26 protein-coding genes are annotated in these 21,718 nt (G+C 33.4%); 7 read left to right on the top strand and 19 right to left on the bottom strand.

The window, feature by feature from the left end; translation table 11 throughout:
• Positions 1 to 4 precede the first annotated feature (4 nt).
• Positions 5 to 721 carry a hypothetical protein gene (locus SSOP1_RS11090; protein ID WP_009992108.1) on the top strand — a complete coding sequence of 239 codons (717 nt, stop codon included), beginning with the start codon at positions 5 to 7 and terminating at the stop codon, positions 719 to 721.
• Positions 714 to 1,223, top strand: coding sequence for a hypothetical protein (locus SSOP1_RS11085; RefSeq protein WP_009992109.1), 510 nt, complete (start codon positions 714 to 716; stop codon positions 1,221 to 1,223). The genes SSOP1_RS11090 and SSOP1_RS11085 overlap by 8 nt, the downstream gene beginning before the upstream one ends.
• Before the next feature lie 66 nt (positions 1,224 to 1,289).
• On the opposite strand, the gene SSOP1_RS11080 is transcribed toward SSOP1_RS11085, so the two are convergent.
• The 6 genes from SSOP1_RS11080 to SSOP1_RS11060 all read right to left on the bottom strand — a co-directional run bounded on the left by SSOP1_RS11080 (position 1,290) and on the right by SSOP1_RS11060 (position 6,095).
• Positions 1,290 to 1,583 carry a 4a-hydroxytetrahydrobiopterin dehydratase gene (locus SSOP1_RS11080; RefSeq protein WP_009992110.1) on the bottom strand — a complete coding sequence of 98 codons (294 nt, stop codon included), beginning with the start codon at positions 1,581 to 1,583 and terminating at the stop codon, positions 1,290 to 1,292.
• A 47-nt stretch (positions 1,584 to 1,630) separates the two neighbouring features.
• Positions 1,631 to 2,476, bottom strand: a complete 846-nt coding sequence (locus SSOP1_RS11075; RefSeq protein WP_010923799.1) for a mechanosensitive ion channel family protein — start codon at positions 2,474 to 2,476, stop codon at positions 1,631 to 1,633.
• 57 nt (positions 2,477 to 2,533) lie between these two features.
• Positions 2,534 to 2,854: a DUF6788 family protein gene (locus SSOP1_RS11070; protein WP_029552600.1), complete on the bottom strand. Its 321-nt coding sequence runs from the start codon at positions 2,852 to 2,854 to the stop codon at positions 2,534 to 2,536.
• Positions 2,835 to 4,019: a Cdc6/Cdc18 family protein gene (locus SSOP1_RS11065; protein ID WP_009992115.1), complete on the bottom strand. Its 1,185-nt coding sequence runs from the start codon at positions 4,017 to 4,019 to the stop codon at positions 2,835 to 2,837. Before SSOP1_RS11065 ends, SSOP1_RS11070 begins: the two co-directional genes overlap by 20 nt.
• Before the next feature lie 74 nt (positions 4,020 to 4,093).
• Complete coding sequence (locus SSOP1_RS16590) at positions 4,094 to 4,390, bottom strand: hypothetical protein (RefSeq protein ID WP_014511383.1); 297 nt, start codon at positions 4,388 to 4,390, stop codon at positions 4,094 to 4,096.
• A gap of 466 nt (positions 4,391 to 4,856) precedes the next feature.
• Entirely contained in the window at positions 4,857 to 6,095 is a 1,239-nt protein-coding gene (locus SSOP1_RS11060; RefSeq protein ID WP_009992116.1) for an NADP-dependent isocitrate dehydrogenase, read from the bottom strand.
• Between the two features lie 216 nt (positions 6,096 to 6,311).
• On the opposite strand from SSOP1_RS11060, the gene SSOP1_RS11055 reads away from it, so the two are divergent.
• Positions 6,312 to 9,545 (top strand): S53 family peptidase, encoded by a 3,234-nt coding sequence (locus SSOP1_RS11055; RefSeq protein ID WP_009992117.1) that lies wholly within the window; start codon positions 6,312 to 6,314, stop codon positions 9,543 to 9,545.
• On the opposite strand, the gene SSOP1_RS11050 is transcribed toward SSOP1_RS11055, so the two are convergent.
• The 4 genes from SSOP1_RS11050 to SSOP1_RS11035 all read right to left on the bottom strand — a co-directional run bounded on the left by SSOP1_RS11050 (position 9,538) and on the right by SSOP1_RS11035 (position 12,986).
• Positions 9,538 to 9,885 (bottom strand): hypothetical protein, encoded by a 348-nt coding sequence (locus SSOP1_RS11050; RefSeq protein ID WP_009992119.1) that lies wholly within the window; start codon positions 9,883 to 9,885, stop codon positions 9,538 to 9,540. The genes SSOP1_RS11055 and SSOP1_RS11050 overlap by 8 nt on opposite strands.
• Positions 9,886 to 9,917: 32 nt before the next feature.
• A complete protein-coding gene (locus tag SSOP1_RS11045; RefSeq protein ID WP_009992120.1) occupies positions 9,918 to 10,715 on the bottom strand; it encodes a hypothetical protein in 798 nt (265 codons plus the stop codon).
• Between the two features lie 32 nt (positions 10,716 to 10,747).
• On the bottom strand, positions 10,748 to 11,818 hold the full coding sequence (gene asd, locus SSOP1_RS11040; RefSeq protein WP_009992122.1) for an aspartate-semialdehyde dehydrogenase: 1,071 nt from the start codon (positions 11,816 to 11,818) through the stop codon (positions 10,748 to 10,750).
• A 436-nt stretch (positions 11,819 to 12,254) separates the two neighbouring features.
• Entirely contained in the window at positions 12,255 to 12,986 is a 732-nt protein-coding gene (locus SSOP1_RS11035; protein WP_009992124.1) for a class I SAM-dependent methyltransferase, read from the bottom strand.
• Positions 12,987 to 13,020: 34 nt separating this feature from the next.
• Between SSOP1_RS11035 and SSOP1_RS11030 the strand changes: the two genes are divergently transcribed.
• Positions 13,021 to 13,575, top strand: a complete 555-nt coding sequence (locus SSOP1_RS11030; protein ID WP_009992125.1) for a hypothetical protein — start codon at positions 13,021 to 13,023, stop codon at positions 13,573 to 13,575.
• On the opposite strand, the gene SSOP1_RS11025 is transcribed toward SSOP1_RS11030, so the two are convergent.
• The 6 genes from SSOP1_RS11025 to SSOP1_RS10995 all read right to left on the bottom strand — a co-directional run bounded on the left by SSOP1_RS11025 (position 13,572) and on the right by SSOP1_RS10995 (position 17,538).
• Complete coding sequence (locus SSOP1_RS11025) at positions 13,572 to 14,471, bottom strand: LysO family transporter (protein WP_009992126.1); 900 nt, start codon at positions 14,469 to 14,471, stop codon at positions 13,572 to 13,574. The genes SSOP1_RS11030 and SSOP1_RS11025 overlap by 4 nt on opposite strands.
• A gap of 11 nt (positions 14,472 to 14,482) precedes the next feature.
• Positions 14,483 to 14,752 (bottom strand): ArsR/SmtB family transcription factor, encoded by a 270-nt coding sequence (locus tag SSOP1_RS11020; RefSeq protein ID WP_009992127.1) that lies wholly within the window; start codon positions 14,750 to 14,752, stop codon positions 14,483 to 14,485.
• A 211-nt stretch (positions 14,753 to 14,963) separates the two neighbouring features.
• Positions 14,964 to 15,254, bottom strand: coding sequence for a hypothetical protein (locus tag SSOP1_RS11010; RefSeq protein WP_029552602.1), 291 nt, complete (start codon positions 15,252 to 15,254; stop codon positions 14,964 to 14,966).
• Between the two features lie 30 nt (positions 15,255 to 15,284).
• Entirely contained in the window at positions 15,285 to 16,097 is an 813-nt protein-coding gene (locus SSOP1_RS11005; RefSeq protein ID WP_009992130.1) for a nitrilase-related carbon-nitrogen hydrolase, read from the bottom strand.
• On the bottom strand, positions 16,088 to 17,002 hold the full coding sequence (locus SSOP1_RS11000; protein WP_009992131.1) for an NAD+ synthase: 915 nt from the start codon (positions 17,000 to 17,002) through the stop codon (positions 16,088 to 16,090). The genes SSOP1_RS11005 and SSOP1_RS11000 overlap by 10 nt, the downstream gene beginning before the upstream one ends.
• 8 nt (positions 17,003 to 17,010) lie before the next feature.
• Positions 17,011 to 17,538 carry an NTPase gene (locus SSOP1_RS10995; protein ID WP_009992133.1) on the bottom strand — a complete coding sequence of 176 codons (528 nt, stop codon included), beginning with the start codon at positions 17,536 to 17,538 and terminating at the stop codon, positions 17,011 to 17,013.
• A gap of 383 nt (positions 17,539 to 17,921) precedes the next feature.
• On the opposite strand from SSOP1_RS10995, the gene SSOP1_RS10990 reads away from it, so the two are divergent.
• Both SSOP1_RS10990 and SSOP1_RS10985 read left to right on the top strand, forming a co-directional pair.
• Positions 17,922 to 19,109 carry a hypothetical protein gene (locus tag SSOP1_RS10990; protein ID WP_009992136.1) on the top strand — a complete coding sequence of 396 codons (1,188 nt, stop codon included), beginning with the start codon at positions 17,922 to 17,924 and terminating at the stop codon, positions 19,107 to 19,109.
• Positions 19,096 to 19,767 (top strand): chlorite dismutase family protein, encoded by a 672-nt coding sequence (locus SSOP1_RS10985; RefSeq protein ID WP_009992137.1) that lies wholly within the window; start codon positions 19,096 to 19,098, stop codon positions 19,765 to 19,767. The genes SSOP1_RS10990 and SSOP1_RS10985 overlap by 14 nt, the downstream gene beginning before the upstream one ends.
• 116 nt (positions 19,768 to 19,883) lie before the next feature.
• On the opposite strand, the gene SSOP1_RS10980 is transcribed toward SSOP1_RS10985, so the two are convergent.
• From SSOP1_RS10980 to SSOP1_RS10970, 3 genes are read right to left on the bottom strand one after another with little or no spacing between them, the layout of a single operon-like run.
• Entirely contained in the window at positions 19,884 to 20,105 is a 222-nt protein-coding gene (locus tag SSOP1_RS10980) for a hypothetical protein (protein ID WP_009992138.1), read from the bottom strand.
• A 48-nt stretch (positions 20,106 to 20,153) separates the two neighbouring features.
• Positions 20,154 to 20,654, bottom strand: coding sequence for an NUDIX hydrolase (locus SSOP1_RS10975; RefSeq protein WP_009992139.1), 501 nt, complete (start codon positions 20,652 to 20,654; stop codon positions 20,154 to 20,156).
• Complete coding sequence (locus SSOP1_RS10970; protein WP_009992141.1) at positions 20,651 to 21,256, bottom strand: SNARE-associated domain-containing protein; 606 nt, start codon at positions 21,254 to 21,256, stop codon at positions 20,651 to 20,653. The genes SSOP1_RS10975 and SSOP1_RS10970 overlap by 4 nt, the downstream gene beginning before the upstream one ends.
• Positions 21,257 to 21,311: 55 nt before the next feature.
• Between SSOP1_RS10970 and SSOP1_RS10965 the strand changes: the two genes are divergently transcribed.
• Positions 21,312 to 21,527, top strand: a complete 216-nt coding sequence (locus SSOP1_RS10965; RefSeq protein WP_009992143.1) for a hypothetical protein — start codon at positions 21,312 to 21,314, stop codon at positions 21,525 to 21,527.
• Positions 21,528 to 21,718: the final 191 nt, after the last annotated feature.

Below are 21,718 nucleotides of genomic sequence, written 5' to 3'. Positions count from 1 at the left end.
TTCGATGAAATGTTCCACAAAGTCAATAAGGGAAATAAGAGGTTTCTCATTTCTCGTACCTAATTGTGATTCAACTCTTCTTCGAGAAAAATTTGAAAGCTTTAGAAAATTATCAAATGAAGAAAATAAGACTTATATAATAAGAATAGCTGACTCAAACTACTTTAAATTTGAAGTTCTTATGCTTCCTAACTCACTTACATTACTCACAATATCTACTGTAAGAGGGACGAATAACATAAATCTGAGAGATTTTGAAATGCTAGATGAATTGCAAACCTTAGCATGCTGTGCATATCAGAAAGAGGAATTAAAAAATACCACATCAAACTTCTTGTCACCTACAGCACAGATTGCAGAGGCAGAAGTTGTAGACCTAATTAGTACAGATGAGGAATTTGAATGCCAAATTGAATGTGATAACGTATCTTGGAACGAAATAAAATTACCAGAATCAACCGAGGGAAAATGGACAACTACAGAATTGGCTTCAACGAGCAGGCTATACTTAAAAGCGTTATCTGGCCAAGCCAAATTTTTAACAATATCCACTGAAAGACCACAAAACTCGATAAAGTTTACTAGTATGGAGAGGCTAGGAGCTCTGTGCTGTTTCCTAACAGAGCTAAAGAGAAAGTTAAATGAATGTCCCACTCTTAGAGATGTATTACAACCCTATTTGCAAGTGAAGACAGGGAGGAAAAGGAAGAAAAATGAGTGAAAACGTAACTCCAATTTTTGGCTTGGGAAATTTCGTGATGGATAAGTTAGGCAACGTAACTCAATACACTTTTTTCTATTATTATGATCCAGAAAACTACTACGTAAGTTTACCAAGGGAAATGTTGGATAAAGAAATGGAATTAGTTAAGGAGAACATGCAAAGTTTTTTAGATGAGGAAAAAATAATAATAAACGATAGGGTAACAAGAGCTAAAGTAGTTAGTACAGATATTTTCCTTTTAGATACAACCCACCCCGTTATTGAGTTTATAATAACATTCAAGGGAACATTAAAGGAAGGATTAAATGTCTATGAAAACTTCTATGAAGAGGAGATCACGGAATATCCTTATGAGGCAATATGGAGATTCCCAGGGAAAATATTAAACGTTAAAATGAAAGGACAAGTCAGTATATTAGAAAACTTCTTGAAAATCAAAGTAAACAAAGGAATTAAGGTTGGTGGAAGAGAACGTATTGAGTTCTTTCTAACTTCTTGAAACTTTGAGAAGTATAGCTAATTTACAAAAACAAAATTATTATCTAAGACACAAGTCCACTATATATTAACTAGTTTTCATTTTGTAAAGCTCGTCAAGTTTTATAGCTAATTTATAGTCGAGATCTGTTAACCCTCCTACATCATGAGTTGTTAACTCTACTACGACTCTATTATAATAAACACACACATCAGGGTGGTGATCTAAAGCGTCAGCTGAAGGTTGTATATCTTTCAAGAAATCTACCGATTGCTTAAAATCCTTGAATCTAAATTCCTTCTTAATCTTCTTTCCATTCTCTAATACTATCCATCCGTTAATTTTAAGTTCCTCTAATTCCTTCGAGGAAATCCCACTCATAAGAAATAAAAAGAAACTAGAGTTTAAAAATAGCTTCTTAAAAAGAATCACTTAATTTCTGCTAAGAATTTCTTTACTAAAGCTATAACAAGAGGAATTAACGCTATGGCAAAAGCTATCGCTAGACCCCATGATAAAGCATATATTATTGATGTAACGTTTCCAAAGGGTTCAACTATTATGGCAATTGCGATCAATAGTACAATTATATATAGTATAAATCTACCATAATTTGCTACGTAGGCTAGATCTGGATTAGAGTTAGCAAAGGGAACTAACACCTTATCAATTAAAGCATAGGCAGCATATAGTATTACCGCACCTAATATTACAGCATAAAATACATAAGGATCCACATATGGTATAACACTAAAAATCGCTAAGGCCGCAGCAACAGTTATGATGGCTGCATATAAACCGAACCTTAAGACATTGAATATCGCAGTTATTAAGTCATCTTGCGATCTAGCTCCTATTTGCCTCTGCATGTAATCAACTAAAATATTAACTAGAGTTAAGCCAATGGTAAGAAGAACTATTGCTCCAGCTAATTTGGGCAAATAATTAGCTATCTGTTGAATATATCCAGAAGCTGCTCCTAGCTGTAAAAAAGAAAGAGCAATTGACAATGCGATTAGGATGATTAACGCCTTCACTGTACCTGCTATTATATCAACACTTGCTCTAACGTGTTCCTCTCTAAAAATCCTACCTAAAAATGTCCTTATGGAATACGCTACGATATTACCTATTATATAACCTACTAATAGTATTATTACAAATAGTATTATAGAAGGTATTGCATCAATAATACTAGTAGCTATCCCAGATAAGGCTTGCGAAATCGATGTTTGAGCTGATACTATTATCACGGATATCCTCTGTATATTCATAGAGAATAGTGTTTATTTAAGACTATCTTATGATCAAACGTAAATATGAAGATAAGTTTAGTAATCGGTAATAATTTTTTCTATTTTGTTTATAATAATGGATAACTTTTTTTCTTCCTCTTTTAACTGAGTTAGTCTCCTCCTTAACTGCTCACCCTTAGAAAGTTTTTCCTTGATCTCATTAGCAAACTTGCCAACATATTTGCTTCTTAATTTACCATCTTCCCAATACCTTAAGTAGTAGTAGACATTTCCATTAATTGTCTTAACTTCTAGATGTCCACTTGGATATCCTTCTAACTCTTTTTCGACTTCCTCAATTTCCTTTCTTAGTTCATACAATCTCTCTTCTAACCTCTTAATTTTCTCCCACATCATCAAAATCACCAATACTAATACTATCTTCAAAAGTCTCATTAAGCGCTCTTAATACCTTCTCCTTATCTTCCACCAATGCATATTTCTTAACTCCACCGGCTCTACCCCTATTAATTATCCTTATCTTGACTATCCCAAACATGTCCAATTCTGATATGATATCTGAAAACCTCCTATACGATAAGGGTTTTTGCTTGAATTTATTACAAAGATCTGTATACATTTTATGAGCAGACATTACATCTTCTGACTCTATCAGACTTCTTAAAGCCAATTTATAGTGAAAAGGAAGAGCTTTGACGGCCTCTATAAGCCTCTCTTGTTCATAATCCACAATGGCCTTATCTACGTGCTCCTTCCTAATAATACCCCCACCTGAAGCTAGCTGAGCTGCCCTGAAAAGCAAATTTACTGCTTTCCTTGCATCACCGTGCTCTTTAGCAGAAATAGCTGCAATATAGCTCAATATTTCGTCATCATAGGTACCTTTTATTAGGCCATATTCAGCATACTTCGAAAGAATAAATTTCAGTTGCTCTGCATCGTAAGGTTTAAAGATTACCGAAGGCCCTAAAGATGATAAAACTCTGGGCTCCATATAATCACGAACATTAATGTCATTACTAATCATTATAACAGATATATTTGCATCTGATCTAAGCAGCTGATAAAGAACTATATCTCCCCCTCTTCTCTTCACTAACGTGTCAACCTCGTCAAGATATATAATTGCTCTTATATTCCTTGTGCCATTCTTTATCTTATCAATATACTCACCTAAATTAATACCATGCTTTGGTACTGAAAAACCAGTTAGTTTCCCAGCTAAAGAGGATAATACAGCTTGTGGTGTTCCACCAACCTCTCTGCAATTAACATAAGCTTGTTTTACATCCTTATATTCCTCGTCCTCTTTCTTCACCTCCTCAATTTCATTAAAGATATATTTGCTCACGAAAGTTTTTCCGGTACCGGTTAATCCAAGGAATAAGTTCGAAAACTTGACCTCATTCTTAACGAAATACCTAATAGCAATTGCGGCATCCCTTAATATATCCTCTCTAAACGGAATCTCCTTAAATACAGATAACGGATCGATAAAGACCTTAGGGTTTTTTATAACTTCACCCTTACCACCTTTCAATGTTTCCCTTATCACATGCACTTCTAATGTTTCTGCTGTTAAACCTGTTTCCTATGACTTTGTTGGTAATATCTAGACCACAGGTTAAATCAATATTACTTCAAAACTGAGGTTTTAATCATTTTGTATAATTTATAGAATGAAAATAAGATATATGTAATCAATAAAACGAAAATCGCAAAAAGAAGCAATAAAAGAGATTGGAAGAACAATGAAATAACTTGCCCTGTAGGCAAGTACTCAATTAGAAAGTAAGGATACAATTGTAACAATGCTATAACAAAGGCTAGTTTACCCGATCCAAAAGATGCCCTAGCAATAAGGTATAGTAAATACGATATTGAAAAGGACACTGCTAAGGTAGACTTTATAAACGTACGTCTAATAACCATTGCCACAAACCTACCTTCAAGAATTAACTTATTAATCTTTTCATAATTGTTAGAAACTTAAAAGTCTAGAATCTAAAAATAGTTTTTCCTTATTACAAGGTAATGTAACCATAGTGAAGCAAATATTGGACTTTAAATTCTTTTTTCTGAAATATTATAATTATCGGAAAAATTTAACTCCCCAGTTATGCAGTAAATTTCCTGTGATTTCATCCTTAAAAATACCCTATATACCGCCAAAAGTAGTACGTTTGTATAAAGTATTATCGTTTTTAAAGAGACACTCTCTTAATTTCATCTGAAACATTAAAGGAAGGAAAAAAGAAAAATATTGAGTTTGTATAATTAAACCAAGCTCTAATAGCTAGATTTTCAGATGAAACGTAGGAAATTTACACAGAGACAATTGTATTGAGAGATTAGGGTACGAAAGTGTTATAGAAACGTAGGAAATTTACTGTAAAATTTATGATAGTGTATCGATTATCGCAATTAGCTCGTCAGTATATTCAGTAGTTGATAAGGCTCTTACACCCATAAATCTAGCTAAATCCTGAGTAACCTTCTTCTGTCTTATAGATTCCATGATTGCAGAATCTATTAACTCAGCAGCCTTATCCCATCCCATAAATCTTAACATTAACTCACCACCTTTTATTATTCCAGTGGGGTTTGCAACATTCTTACCAGCATACTTAGGTGCGGTACCATGTATTGCCTCGAACATACCTCCAGTATCTCCTATATTTGCACCGCCTAACATACCAATATTTCCTACCAGTGCGCCCGCAGCATCCGATATGTAATCCCCATTTACGTTAGGTGCTAATATTATATCGTACTCGTCTGGTCTGATAATTATCTGTTGGAACATGTTATCAGCTATCCTATCATTTATTATGACCTTCCCAGAAGGAGGTACTCCATTATAATTCTTTGTTACCTCTTCCTCAGTAACTATATAATCTCTAAATTCTTTTGTTGCAACTTCATATGACCATTCTCTAAATGCTCCTTCGGTATATTTCATCACATTACCTTTATGCATTATTGTAACTTTCTTTCGTTTATGGTCTATAGCGTATTTTATAGCCATTCTCGCAATCCTTTGCGTCTTAAATCTACTGATAAGTTTTATACCAATTCCAGTATCATCTTCCACTTCCACTCCTAGCTCCTTTCTTAGAAAATCTCTAATTTTCTTTGCTTGTTCACTGTCATAAGGATACTCTATTCCTCTGTACAAATCATCAGTATTTTCCCTAAATATTATAAGGTCAATCTTATCTGCGTTCTTAATTGGACTTTCTATACCTGGAATGTATTTTACTGGTCTTATATTTGCATAAAGATCCAACATTAATCTAATTGCTACATTGATGGATTTCCAGCCTTTGCCTATTGGTGTTTCTAGGGGACCTTTTAATAAGACTCTATACTTCTCTATCAATTCCTCTGACTCTTTAGGAAATCTATTTCCGGTTAGCTTTTCTGCCTTATCTCCTGCTAGAACTTCTACCCACTTAATTTCTCTATCAGATCCATAAGCTTTTTCCACTGCTTTGTTTATAACCTTCATAGCAGCATGTGTTATTTCATGCCCTATTCCATCCCCTTCAACATACAGAATTATTGGCTTTTTTGGTACAATCCATTTCCCATTTTCAAATTTAATTACTTCTCCATCTTCTGGTATCTTTTGCATCAAACTCTAACTCTACTATGTATAAATTTAAAATCATTGCTAACCTTTTTAGCACTAAAGTCTAGTGATTATTATGTTCTCTAATTAAAAGTTTTCAAGCTTCCTTAAAAACCATTTTCGCGTGATCGCTCTCCTTATTTAACTGGGGAGTTAAATAGCATTGGAAGCTCAGATATTGGGAAAAACTATATACTCTCAGAAACTATTTTTGGTTTAATGACATGGAGTATATTCTTGCTGATTTTAGCTTTAAGTGACATTGTATTACCATTGACTATTACGAATATAAACAACCAGTCAATCACAACATTATCTCCAAACTATTACTTAACGGTGGCTATAGTTTTTCCACCGAGTAATCTAACTCTTTTACAACAATATGTTCAAGAACATGTAATATTAAATCAGACTCAAGTGGAAAAGCTTTTCATTCCAACAGAGGAAATATCAAAAACGTTATCTCAGTTAAGGCAATCAAATATATCCGCAACCAGTTATATGAATGTAATATTGGCTAGTGGAACTGTTTCACAGCTAGAGAAAGCATTAAATGGGAAGTTCTACGTTTATGAACTCAACGGAAAGAGGTTCTTTGAATTTTTTGGTTCTCCAGTAATTCCTAACGCCATCGTAATAGGTACTAATATTACTTCACTAATTCTAAATAAGCCCACAACACTCTATAACGTTACACAAGCTGTCGCATATAATGCATTAAAGCCTAGTCAATTACTCTATGCTTATAATATTAGCTGGTTACACGCCCATAACATAACTGGAAAAGGCACCGCTATAGGCATATTGGATTTCTACGGTAATCCCTACATACAGCAACAATTACAAGAATTTGACAAACAGTATAATATTCCAAATCCTCCATTCTTTAAAATTGTCCCCATAGGAGCTTACAATCCTAATAATGGTATTTCAACAGGTTGGGCAATGGAAATCTCTTTAGATGTTGAGTATGCTCATGTTATAGCTCCTGATGCTGGAATTGTTTTATACGTAGCCAATCCAAATATCCCTCTTCCTGCAATTATAGCATATATAGTTCAACAAGATGAAGTAAACGTAGTATCGCAAAGTTTTGGTATCCCCGAACTATATGTAGATTTAGGTCTAATTCCTCTTTCATATGTCAATTCGCTAATGTATGAATATTGGCTAGGTGAGGTTGAGGGGATTAGTTTCGCTGCTGCTTCTGGTGACGCAGGCGGAAATGGATACAATTACTTCTTAGCTCCTCAAGGTTCCGTAATATTTCCAGCTTCTATACCTTACGTCTTAGCAGTAGGCGGTTCATCTGTCTACATAGGTGGGAATAAGACTATGGAAACAGCGTGGAGCGGTGAAAGCGTGCTAGGAGCGTCTACCGGTGGATATAGTACATTATTTCCCGCTCCTTGGTATCAAGATAGTAATGGTTTTAGAGTGGTCCCAGATGTTGTAGCTGACGCTAATCCATATACTGGTGCTTTTATCTTGTATTACTACAATCAAACTTACTTAGTGGGCGGCACATCATTAGCTACACCAATAGTTAGTGGGATTATTGACCTAATGACTCAAAGCTACGGTAAGCTAGGATTTGTAAATCCTTTTCTTTATGAGCTAAGAAACACAAGTGCATTATCTCCCATAGGTTTCGGATATAATACACCTTATTACGTTAATTCGTCAGAATTGAATCCTGTAACTGGTTTAGGATCAATAAATGCCGGATATTTATATCAACTATTACCTAAAGTAATACACTCTTCAAGTATTTCTGTGGGGGTTAATAATATTACATATTTAGATGGGCAAGTCGTAAAAGTAGTCGCTAATATTACCGGAATAAGACCTTCAAGTGTAATTGGAATCGTGTATAATGGTAGCTCTGTTGTTCAGCAGTTCTCATTGTCGTTTAATGGAACTTATTGGGTTGGTGAATTTGTTGCAGAAGGAAGCGGTATAGAGGAAGTAATAGTAAAAGCGGGTAATTTAGAAGGTTCTACTTACGTTACTATTGGTTATCAAGCTCAATTCATTTTTCCGCCTATTGCATTATTCCCAGAGCCTGAACCCGTTCCTATAGTTGTTCAACTTATTTATCCCAATGGTTCTCTAGTGAGGAATCCTTCAAATCTTACAGCTTTGATATATAAATATGATCAGATGAATAATAAAATGTCAATTATTTCTAGCGTTCAATTGCAAAGAACCTCATTAATAAACCTTTCCATTTTAGGTATCCAAATTGAATCTAGCTACCTCACCGGGGTCTATCAGTTGCCAAGCAATATCATAAGTGGAGTCTATTTTATTAAAATACCGAACGTGTTTGGCTTTGACGAATTCGTTAGTGGCATATATATTCTTGATGCGGTCTATCCTCCAGTCTTTACAAACCCAGTGGTACTATCCCCTGGTCAAAACGTTACAATACTCGCTGAAGCCTTAGCAATAGGATCTCCTAACGTTACTGTAACTTTCTATAATATCTCGGGAAATAAGGTTTACTCTATACCCGTTAATGCAATTACTTATCAGAATACTTTATTATATATAACTCAAATTACCTTGCCAAAATTGAAGCCAGGATACTACTATGTTGTTACTAAGGCAATTTACAACGCTTCTAACTTTACTGCAGAGGGCGTAGGTTTAACTCAAATTTACGTGTCTCCATACTCACTTAACGTTAAGGTTAGAATAATACCTAATAATAGTATTGTGTATCAAAATCAACAAATATACGTTATAGCAAATATTACTTATCCTAATGGCACTGAGGTTAAATACGGTTCATTTTCCGCTATTATTGTTCCCTCCTATCTCTCCAGCCAGTTCGATAACTTACAGTTGCAATACAGTGTTCCCTTAACGTACATCAACGGAAGTTGGATTGGTCAATTGGAAATTCCAAGCGGATCTTCTACTAATTCCTTAGGCTATTCTACCTATGGTATATCTGGCTATTGGGATGTTTATGTGGAGGGTATATCTGCGGATGGAATTCCTACGAATTTCCCTGCCACTCTTGACGTTAATACTTTATCCATAAATCCTATATCACCTTCTAGTCAATTTGTTGTCTTACCTTATGTATATGTGAGCGTATTCAATGGCACTATAGCCTTTAATGAGTTCATAGATAAAGCTATAGTAGTTGGGCATAATGCTACTTTTATTAATAGTATAATACGTAACTTGATTGTTGAAAACGGTACAGTTACCTTAATCAATTCTAAGGTGCAAAATGTAAGTCTAGTCAATTCAGAAATAATAAAAATAAATAGTACTGTAGGCAATAATGTAAACTACATCACAACGATTGGTAATAATCATGCTAAGTCTAGTTACCCGAGTTTAGACAGTGGTTCAATTTTGACTATAGGAATCGTACTAGATATTATAACTATTATTGCATTGATCTTGATAAAGAGAAGAAAGAAGTTTATTTAACTCCAGTTATCATTCCGGCCCATTGGTTCTGATCATACATAAGGTATTGGACATGAAGATAGATTTTTTTTCTTCCAGTCTTTGTCTTCAGAGTTATAGGATATATGAAATAGTAAATGTCTCCTTCAGCCTCAATTTCAGCTTTCTCAGGAAATTCCACTGTATACTTGTACTGGTTTGCAATATCTTCTATTTTCACCGTTAATCTCGCTATTATATCCTTTATGGACTCCCCATAAATTGGTTCAAAGCTTAGTGCTTTTAATTCTTTTTTAAATGCAGCAATACTTTCAGTATATCTTTTCTTTTTTTTCTGCTGTTCTTTTCCTCTTGTTGTCACGTGTTATCTTTATGCCGAAATAGTATATAAACCTAAAAGTAGTTAAGAGTAGTAATAATAAGTTGGTAAAGTTCTCTAACTTTTCTTTGGTATTCACTACTCATTTCTTGCTCTTTTATTGCTCTACTTCCTTCTTCTTCGACAAGTTTTATTGTATCTGAAATAGTATTACTTAGAAGAGTGTAATCAAAATGAAGGGTCTTCGATGCTGCCAAATAGTAAATGAATGGTATAATATACTCTACGAATTCGTTTACTCTTTCAGATAATTGAAAAGCCCTTACAGCGTTCTCCCTTTTGACGTTCTTTGCCCAAGGATATTTAATTTTTATTTCTTCCATCAATTTGCTATCATATGCAATATCATTTATTATTTCTGAATCGTTAGCTTTCATCTCCTCCATTCTTTTATTAGTTAAGTCCTTTATGAATGGTGAAAAATCCACCTTAATAAAATCCAGACTTAAGGTTGTAGGATAGTCAGTAAAATTATTGGAAAGAGAATACTTTTTGATTTCCTCATATATGTACTCTATATTTTTCTCCAAAATGCCATATTTAAGAGGCCTATCGATTAATTTTGAAGACATTCCATAGATTGCTATGATATCTGCCCATATTAGGGCTTCAAATGCTTGATTTAATTGAAAATTTTTTATTAATATCAGTTTTTTTGTCAAATATTTCCTAGGCCATTCCCTAAGTTTATGGAGAATAGGAGGTTTAGAATAGTATAAACTTTCAAAGTAACCACCATTAAACAATCTATAAACTTTTATCGCAGCTTCCCGATCAATTCCTAACTTCTCAGCAAATGTAATAAAATTCATAGTGTAGAATAAGAAAGGATAGTAAAAAAGAGTTACCTTTTATCAATATATCCTTTCTCAATTAACAGTTCAGTTGCTAATATCCCTCCTCCAGCAGCTCCTCTTACAGTGTTATGGATCACTGATACTAACCTAATAGTTCTCCTATTTATTTGGCCTAATCTCCCAACTACTACGCTCATACCGGGTGGATTCCCTGCCCATCTGTCAAAATATACTTGAGGTCTCGCATCTTGATTAATCAAAAGTATAGGTTTGTCTGGTGCCGTAGGTAGTTTTAGGTTTTGTGGTTCTCCTCTAAACGAATCTAAAGTCTCTCCAATCTTTTCTACAGTGACATCTTCTTTAAATGTGATATAAATTACCTCATAGTGGCCATGAATAGTTGCTACCCTATGAGTTGTTGCACCTAATGATAGGTTATTATCATCATCATCAACCATCCTTTTCGTCTCGCTTAAAATCCTGCTAATCTCCTTAACAGTCTTATTATCGTAATTGTCACCTAAAGGCAATACATTATCTATCACATCAAGCGAAGGTATTCCAGGATAACCGGCACCAGATAACGATTGAATAGTTGTTATCAAGCTACTATCTATTTTAAAGTTCATATATATTGGTGCTAATGGAATTGCAGCCCCTTGGGCAGTGCATAATGGTGTTGTAACTATAAAACCCCTCCAGTCACGTCTTTCTCTCTGCTTATCAATAAGTGATATTGTATGTGGATTTACTTCCGGAATTAGCAAGGGTACGTCGGGATCAAATCTATGATCTGGAGAATTGCTGATTACCGGGAATCCATGTTTAGCGAATTCCTCCTCTACTGGACCTGCAGCACCTTGAGGTAAGGGTGAAAATACAATATCTACATCATCCATTAATTTCGGATCAGTCGGTTTAACTTCCATGTCGGCTATTTCAGTTGGAACTTGACCTATAGTTTGCCATCTCACGACTTCTCCATAAGGTTTACCTACTGAACCTTTTCCAGCTAGATACCCTACTTTAATGTATGGATGATTAGCTAACATTCTGACATATTCTATTCCAACTAATCCTGTGGATCCCAAGATAGCTGCTTTAAGTGTTCTCCTCATTTTTACTCACATAATATATAGAGTTACTGGGATATAAGCTTATTTTAAAAGTATAAGTTATAGTATTTTAGAGTCTATTATATAAAAAAATGAGTGAGAATATAAAACAATTAATAACTTCCGTACTGAATTTAAACGAAAACGTAAAGTCATTTGGATACGCTGACTAAGTGAGCATATAGGAGAGTCTAATCTCAACCACAAAGAAAACGGCATCACAAACCTAAATTGTACACTTTGGAATTATCGAAATAAAGATAATAGTAGTTTCGTGGAAAAATATTCAATAGATTAACTAGGCATAACTAAAAATCTATCATAATAGGATTATATATTCTAGGACAGAATATACTACGAATTGTCATAGGGAAGTTAAATTACATGAGAACCGTTTTTAAAAATATAGTGCTGTTATTTTGCCGAGGAAGCTAAGCGGTTAAGCTGGTGTAGCTATTATCGTCATTTCTGGATCCATTATGCTGAATTTCTTCCAAGAATATCCTGATAGGACTTCTATTGGTTGTAGTCCCGCCTTTTTGAGTAGAGCTAAGATTTCGTGGATGCTATATAGTCTTTGCTCGTAAATCATCTCTCCTACTTCTTTATCATTTAGGTAATATTTTCTATAAATTTTCAACCTTGAAGTTTCTTGTTCAAATTCGACTTTAGAGTATACTAAATACGGCGGTATATAAGTATAATATTCATTAGGTCTATTATATATTATATAGTCTCTATTATCTAAATTAATAACCACTATTTTCCTTGTACTATCTCGTAAGGATTCTAAGATCTTTAGATCATCTTCTTCGGAATAGTACCCTAAACTGTTGTAAATATTTATCACAAGGTCGTACTTTTCATTACCAATTATTTCCTTTATTTTTCTCATATCGCCTACTATAAATTTTCCGTTTTGAATATTGGATCTTGCCATTGATATCATTCTTTCAGAAATATCTATTCCAGTAACCTTATAACCCCTATTTGCAAGAAAATACGAAACTCTACCAATTCCACAAGGTATATCTAGAACCTTCTTTTCTAACTTGTATTTACTCACAACTTCATCTATCCAATTAGCCCACTTTTCTCCCTCATCCCATACTTTTATCATCTCACGAACGTAAAAATCAGATTCAAAGATTTTAATCCACTCGTCGCTCATAGATTTTATAAAGTTAAAAGAGAGTTATTAATGTATGGTTTATCAATTAGCATTTATATTTCTTATATTATTAATTTCAATACCTCTTTCTCCTCACCAATCTTTTTCCTATAACGTTCAGATAATTTATAATAATACTTTATATCTATATGTATATAATTATACTATATTATCAATATCTCCTTTAACCTATAATTTTACAATCTATAATTCTAATGGAAGTATAATTTATAATAAGGTCTTCACAATCTCTAACTATTCCCTATTTCCACCAGCATTACTTATAAATGCGAGCCTTATTGGAAATTATACTCTTATCCTAAGTAAAATGGAAAATAACACAAATATATCTGTATATAAGGGATTTTTAAAATTAAATAGGAGTGAAATAGTATTAAACCTAATTTATCACAACAATATACTTTATCAAGCAAACGGTACTAGTAAAAACGTACATATATATATATTCCAGATAAATTCTGAAAATGAATCACCATCCCCAACAATATATAGTTATTTACCGTTGATTGTTCTCCTTATTGTAATAATTGTTGCAGTAATTTTGCTGATAAAAATAGGTAAGATTTAGATTATTAGAGGTAAAATAATTGGTATTATAAGCGTTAATATTACACCTGTAATCATTGCGGATAGAGCATACTCTTTTCCCAAAACTTCTACATAGAGTGGAAGTGTAGTATCCATTGCTGTCGCACCTCCTACAGCTACTGCAGATCTAGGTTCAAATTTCACTCTAAGAAGAAAAGGTACTAAAACATAAGTTAGTTGTTCTCTAAGGAAATTTATTAGAAAGGCTAGAGTACCCAAATAGGGATTAGAGCTTACTGCTACTAACGGTCCAACGTAACTATACCATCCACTGGCCAACGCAATAGCAAATGAAATGGTAAGGTTAGCTATGTGTAACATGTAAATAACTAGTGCTAGTATGATATCTCCAAGAATTGTTATGAATAATGAGATTAAAGAATCCTTACTACTATTTAGAATTACCTTACGATTAACGTCCTTTCCCATCGTATAGCCTAGCACTGAGGCCAAAGCATACAATTCGTAATCTACTAAGTTTATGACAATATTATCATTTATATGAAACAATAATCCAAAGATCCATCCTGATATGAAAGGTAACATATACTTTATTATCGTCTGTCTATTGCTTCTATTAGGTACTTTTTCTTTATTAGTTTTTACTAGGAGTTTTGTGCTATTATTAAAAGATCTTATTGCGACTCCAGAAAAATATGTGATAATTATTGAAAATATGCTCAGTATTAGTGAACTTATAACTAGGCTAAAGACTTGATTGCTCGTGATCTCTTCTCCTGCCCAATATGAGATTGTCAATATTAGAAGTATAACTACGATGTCTACGATTCTCTCGGCTTCTTTTACATATTTTATCTTGCCTATAATTAAAAATATTAGATATAATACTATGAAAAATATTGAACTGCCGTTCAAACTTTTCTCAGTTATCTTTTTCTTATTTCCTCCTCTAAATACTTTTCAACTATTTTATAATTCTTTGTCACAGTATAGAAACATTTATTTTTATCTCTATTAATATTTACTAATCCGAATTTCTCTAAAATTTCTAAATGGTATTTTACAGTAGAGTAATTTAATCCCAATTTTTTCGATAATTCATAAGCAGTTTGTGGTTTCTCTTCCAATTCATTTAATATCTTTTTTCTCGTATCCCATCCCTTATTTTGGAAGATCTCATCTAATCTTAGTAGCATATATTAAAAATTGTAGAAGGTGATAAAACCCTACGCCTTAGAACAAGTGTTCTAATCTCTTTTTGCACTAGATAAAATGAATTTAGCTGTGAGTAGAACGAGAGGAATTACAAATAGTTCTGACAGGGTGAGTGATAAGATTAGATTTAGTATCAGTAGCGCCTTTATTAAATTGTCCATATATAAAATAGTGCAGAAGTAGTTTATAAATTTAAAATTTAAAGTTTCCATTCTTGGTAATACTTCTAATAAATAAAAGAAGTAATAATAATATCATTGCTAGTGTGCCAAATGGGTAAAAATCGTTATGAAGACCTAAAAGAAATAATATTAATAATGGTATCGGTATAAAAATTCTTGCAAAAGGATAGCCGTCTATAAACGCGCCCACTAGGGCTGCAGGAATAAGAGCCACTGGATAGAAAATGGCTATGATGAGCAGAATTATAATTATAAGTAAAAGTAAGAGATTGAGATTAAACCTTTGAGAAATCATATTCAATTATGTATATCGTATGTAGAGTTATAAAAGTTATAGTTTATCAAGAATTGAATGGAACTCCCTTATATGATCCCTATAACTACTAAAGAACCGAGCTCTAAGCAATTCATTTTCAGTGATCTCTATAGTTCCCCTATCCTCATAAAATAGTTTTAGTTTAAGTTTTACATCTCCTAATGGCGAAACTACTCTAGATCCTCCCCAAAAGTACTCCTCCTCTTGACTACCTACAACATTTGTGAAAACAGTCCATACAGTATTCATTAATGAATGAGCTTTCAAAAGCGAGTCCCAACTCTCTTCTATTGCCAAGTTTTCTCTTAGTTTTCGCATTGGTGAGGCTGAGGGTATGAAAATTGCGTCAGCTCCCATAAGCGATAACGCCTCTATTGGTTCCGGATGCCAAGCATCCTCACAAATTACTACTCCAAATTTTAAGTCTTTGTACTCAAAAATTTTCAGATCTTTCAGTGGATCTCCTCTTTGGAAATATCTCCTCTCCTCAAATAATCCATATGTTGGAAGATAAAACTTATATATGTAATCCAATTTCCCGTTAATGATAACTGCTGCTGAGTTTCTTAATATTCCTTTCCTAACTTGCCTTATTGTTCCAAACACCACACACTTGTTAACTTTCTCTGCTATTTTCTGTGTAGCCTCCTCTGCGTCTTTGTATATTTCATATGTTAAGTCCTTTATAATGTAACCAGTTAAGGACAGTTCTGGAAAGATTACACAATCTGCGCTACTGCTCTCTATTATTTCTAAATGTTTCTTGTAGTTCCTATAGACGTCCCCGGGATAAGATCTTATTTGGGCTAATTCCACTTTTATGCCCATCTTCTAGGGAACCTCCAGTCTGAGTTTATTGCCCTTCCACTTAACCTAAAGATCTCTGGGGGTAGCCTCTTGTGTTGAGAGATTTTAACTAGTCTATCAACTTTTTTAACAATATCTATAGGAATTCCCAACATTTTCACTATCTCGTCTTCGCTTCTCATTTCATCGAATCTTAAATATAGTATTGAATCTATTGTTTCATAGTCAATTCCTAATTCTCCTTCTGCTGTTTGTCCTTCCCATAAGGCTGGGGAACTTGGTTTTGTGACTATTCTTTCCGGTAACCCTAAACATTTTCCTAGCATTCTAACCTGTGTCTTGTACAAATCACCTATTGGTAAAACATCAACACCTCCATCCCCATACTTTGTGAAGTATCCTAATAGTAGCTCACTCTTGTCTCCAGTTCCTACCACCAAGTAATCTAACATTTGCGCATAAGCGTAAAGTATTATCATTCTAACTCTAGCTTTTATGTTGCCTATTATATATTTATTTTCTGTTTCTATTTTATTTGAAAATGACTTCACAATTTCATCTATATTAATTAATTTGTATTTATTTTGTGCATTAAGGAATTTTATCATTTCGAATGAATCATCCAAATCTATCTTTGGCGTTGAAGAGGAAGGCATGAGAAGTATGAAGAAATTATCAGTAGCTTTAGCAAGAAGCGTTGCAGTTACCGCTGAATCCACTCCCCCGCTTACCCCTATTACTCCTCCTTTCTTATTGCTAAATTCAAGATACTCCCTTATCCTTTCCACAATATAGTTAGTAACAGCTTCACAATCTATTGTGAGTGATTTTCTGATATATTCATGCATTACCATTATGAGAATATTTGTTGAGCAAATATTTAACGTATAATACCATCTGAATGAAGAGAATTTAGAAAAGGCCATAGAAGAAGTTAATCTAGGCTACTTAATATGTAATTCAAAATCTCGTACTTTATCGAATCCCTATTTTCAACGGTAATTACGTAGATTCTTCCTCCCATGGGTTTTTGTGTCCTATGTAACACTGCAATCAAAGGTTTTTGATTATTTAGAATAGTCTCAATTAATTTCTTTATTGTAGGTATTTTTAACTCCATTGGCCCAATTTCGTCTATTGCTAAAACATCTGCCTTATTAATGTTAGACAATGTAATCTCAGTTATTCTTTTAGCACTATCTTCTAAAACTGTATATTTCCCTATTTTCACTCTTCCAGGCGCGTTTTCTTTAGCCAACCAGTCTCCTTCATTGGTAGTTATATCTACTATTCTAAAACCTATTCTTCTTCCATTCTCTCTCACCTCTGGGCAATAAAATCCAGCAACTTTGTAATTATTCTCACTTAATTTATTAATTAAAAAGAGTAATATTGTAGTTTTCCCAACACCGGGGTTACCAGTTATAAATACCCTTAAAGCATTCTTCGACTCTTCTAACATCGATTATATCAATGACTCTACTGATTTATCTTTATTTATCACTTATTTTAGATATTCGTAATCCAGATCAAGTTATAGCTGGCTAATGCCTTAAATTTAGATTTAAACGGATATATATGACACTCTTAATCCTATCACATAGAACTTATGCAGGAGACCTTTTAAGGTATGGAGAAGTTTTGAACTAAACATATCTCTATATGATGGGAGAACTGTTTTCGAATGATAACGTTATTATAATGAGGTTTGGAGTAAAACTTACCTAAGGAATAAGGAGAATTAGCTGGTGGTGGATGAACTATTGTTATTAGACATGGAAAAGGTTTTTCTACCATAATCCTAATAAAAGTATCTGTATTAACAAATTTAAGTAGGATGGGATAGTGGGACTATTAGAAGTATACTCAAACCCTGAAAAACCAGAGATTCTATGCTCTCTAATTGACGACAAGGGTAATAGAAAGGAGATAATGTTAATAAAACTACAAGATAATGGCGTCCATATATATAAGACTGAGGAGCACTATATTTTACCACCAATTCCCCAAATAGATTCTCTCATTAAGGACGTAATAGAGGAAGTAGCGGAGGAATTAAAGGTAGATTCAATAGTTTACAATTACGGAAATATTGATACTAATTCAGAGACTCTACGATTAAGTAAAGAATGGTTTGATATGGAAAGATTAGCCTTAGCTTCTTCAAAACATGTAGCGTTATCTAGCGATGTCAATTCTAGAGTAATAGTGGGTGTTGTTAGATTTCCTAACAATGCTTACGCAGCCACTGTATTAAGGAGTGAAGATTCCTTTCCTATTCTTCAAATATTTATTGACATGTCGTATAATCCTCCGATAATTAAGAAATACAACGAGTTGGGCCAAGTTGTTGAATCGAGGAGAGAAAACATAGAGAACTTCGAAGACTACTTAAAGTCTTTGATAAACGAGGAGGAATATACTTTGATTTATAGGGAGTTTGTAGAATATAATCTATTACCAGCTGAAAATCCTATACAAAATGGTAAAACTATTTACGCGGGATGTATCTTCAAATACCTTATAGGGTTTAACGTAGGAAAGAAGCCTAGCTCGGTTAAAAAACACAAATTAGCCAGATTGCTTAGGGCAATAATGTACTTGGATAGAATTTCCAATAATATTGGAGTAGATGTTATTATTGGCAATCCGTCTCCTATTTCTTACCTACCTTTATCTATAGATAAGTTAAAAAATAAGGTCGAAAGTAAAGTAACTAAGAAACATGGATTAAGTTCTATTCACTATAGCGGAGTTAGCTCTGATGTAGTAAAGGACGTCAATTTCACATCCAAGGATATATTAAGTATCATACCTATTGCTTTTATAATACTTGCTGATTCAAAGAAAAAATTTGAAGAGTATGTTGAAAGAATAATAAATGGTCCTACAGCGGATGGATTAGATTTACTTGACGAATATGTTAGACAGAATTTATCCAACAACTTCATAGCTTATTTGGCAAATTTGGAAGAAGTATTAATATTGTATAATGACATTATTCAAGACTTAGAGGATAATGAGCCAAAATAGTTTAGCATACTTTTATATTTCCTCGATAAAGCTTACAAATAGATGGTGGAGTAGTAGTAGAGAGGAAAGAAGAAGCGCAATAAATGAGATAGAATCTGTAGAATCACAGTTTAGGAATAATCTAATTTCACTAAAAAGATACATATCTCTTAGGAATGATAGTGATATTATTTATTGGGTAACTTCCTCCGATACATCGAAATTGTTAGAATTTAAATATACTTTACTTTCTAAAATAAGGGATTTAGGTTATGAATCACTATCCTTGTTTTCCGTATATAGGTCGTCTCCATATACAAGAGGAAATTTTGACATTAATAAGGTCCTCTCATTAGAGCCTTTAAGGTATTTTGTAGCATATCCCATGAAAAAAGACGTAGAATGGTATCTTCTACCTTTTGAAGAAAGGGAAAAAATCATGAAAGAACATATTGAAACTGCTCGAACTCATCCAAAGAACAAGGGAATTAGATCATATACTACTTACTCTTTTGGAGTAGGTGATTATGAGTTCGTCGTAGTTTATGAGATTCCAGAAATAGAGAATTGGGTTGAAGTGGTAGAGGCTCTTAGAGAAGTCAAGGCAAGAAAATGGATAACAAAAGAAGAACCAATACTAGTTGGAGAGCTAAGGGGCTTAGATCTATTTTTAATTTAAAATGTTAGTATCTCGTATCCTTCGTTAGCCATTCTTACTAAACATTCACACCTCTACTTATCTCGTCTACATATACTAGACTATCCTTGCTCACATTATAATTTTTCCATAGCCATTTAACATTTGAAAACTTTAACTGAGTTTTTCTTAAGAGGCTCGGCACTCTTTTTAACTATCTCCGACAACCTATTTTCAATATCGAGTATAGTTATACTTGAGACTAAAAATACGATTTTCACATCCTCTGCCTCATTCATCTTTAATCCATTTGCCACGTTAATTGCAGTATTTACGTTCAATTCATACTGAGATCTCACATCGATTGGGAACCTTGTCATAACATTCTGTAATATTACACAATTTTAGATTTTTCTACGCTTCTCTTTTTATTCTAAGAGCTCCTTTAATGTAAATATTCCTATTATCGTTTTTGCGTCTTCTATTTTCCTTTCTCTTATCATTTTTATTGCCTCCTCTATACTTAGTCTAATGGGTTCTATGATTTCATATGGTTCCGGTTTAGCTCCGACGTATCTAAGATCTTCAGCCAAGTATAATCTCATATACTCTGTAGTTATGCCAGGGGAAGCGTAGAAACTTATTATTTCTTTCATTTTCCCAGCTTCATATCCTATTTCCTCAATTAATTCTCTATTTGCAGTATTTAATGGATCTTCTCCTTCCTCAATCGTTCCTGCTGGTAACTCATATATCCATTTATCTATTACAGGCCTAAATTGCCTTATCAATATAATTTCATTGTTTATCTTAGGTATTATTACGACAGAACCCCTATGCTTCACGAACTCTAATTCCCTTTCATATCCGTTAGGCAATTTCACCTTATCTATGTGCACTTCAAATTTTTTACCACTAAAAATCTTCATAAATTAATTTTTAATTTTTCTCTTAAGAATTTTTCTCCCCTCTTCAGAATTTCTTCCCAATCTAATTTGAATAACAGAATTCCAAGTAAAATGAATACTATAATAGAAATTATAGAAAGTTCAAATTCGTTTATGCTAAATATTGAGGCTATTAAAGAAATTCCAGTAAGTTCTATACTTATCTCAATTCCACTTTTTAGTGTCTTACCTATTATTGAAATCAGTATCATTCTAAAAACTGAAAGCCTAGCTACTCCTCCCGCGAGAAATATGTAGTCGTCTAATGGTAAAAATGGTAATATGGTCAATATGAATAGAGCTGCATAAAATCCGTAACTCTTGCTAATCTTCTCTATAAGCAGAATATTCTTATTGTCTTTTAGAGGTTTTCTTATGGCTATTCCCAATGCGTACATTACTAACTTAGATAAGGATGCACCAAGCCCGCTTAATACTACAGCCAAGATTAGCGACAAAGGTGATACTCCACTCTTTATTAATATTGACGTAGTTATCAGGGTGTAAGGAGCTCCAAAGAATGGAGTTGCATTTGTTATGAACGAGATAACGAATATTACTATTAGTTCTTGGGCCGTTAACATTACTCTATAGGATAGCGTTATTACTTTTAAACATTATGCAAGGAAGTTTGTAAATATGAAAGTTTGGTTGCAAACTGATAAGGTTTCAGGTAAGATCGTAGCAATTAGAATCGATGGTAAGATGACGTATAGATATAATCCAGAATACATACCCTATGGAGTTAAAAATATAACAATAGAAATAAACGATTTTACCCCTATAAAGGGTGATCATATAATAGAATTGATAACTGAAAAAGGCGATTATATTAAAGCCAAGTTTAGTATCTGACTAGTTTTAATTTTACAAAAAGCCTCAAGATAAATTCGAAATATATCTATTTGCTTTTTTAACGCTTTGAAGTCTACTTGATGTATCAAGAGGCCCTACAAGCTTCACCTCTAACAGAGCTGGGGGAATTGAGAATCTATGGGTGTCAATCATGTACCCCTATATATTCCTTGTGGTCATAACACCTTGTT

This window comes from Saccharolobus solfataricus (genome assembly GCF_900079115.1).
In the GTDB taxonomy this organism is placed as follows: Archaea; Thermoproteota; Thermoprotei_A; order Sulfolobales; family Sulfolobaceae; genus Saccharolobus; species Saccharolobus solfataricus.
Note: the sequence above shows the minus strand (reverse complement) of the source record. Positions and strands in the feature narration are given on the sequence as shown.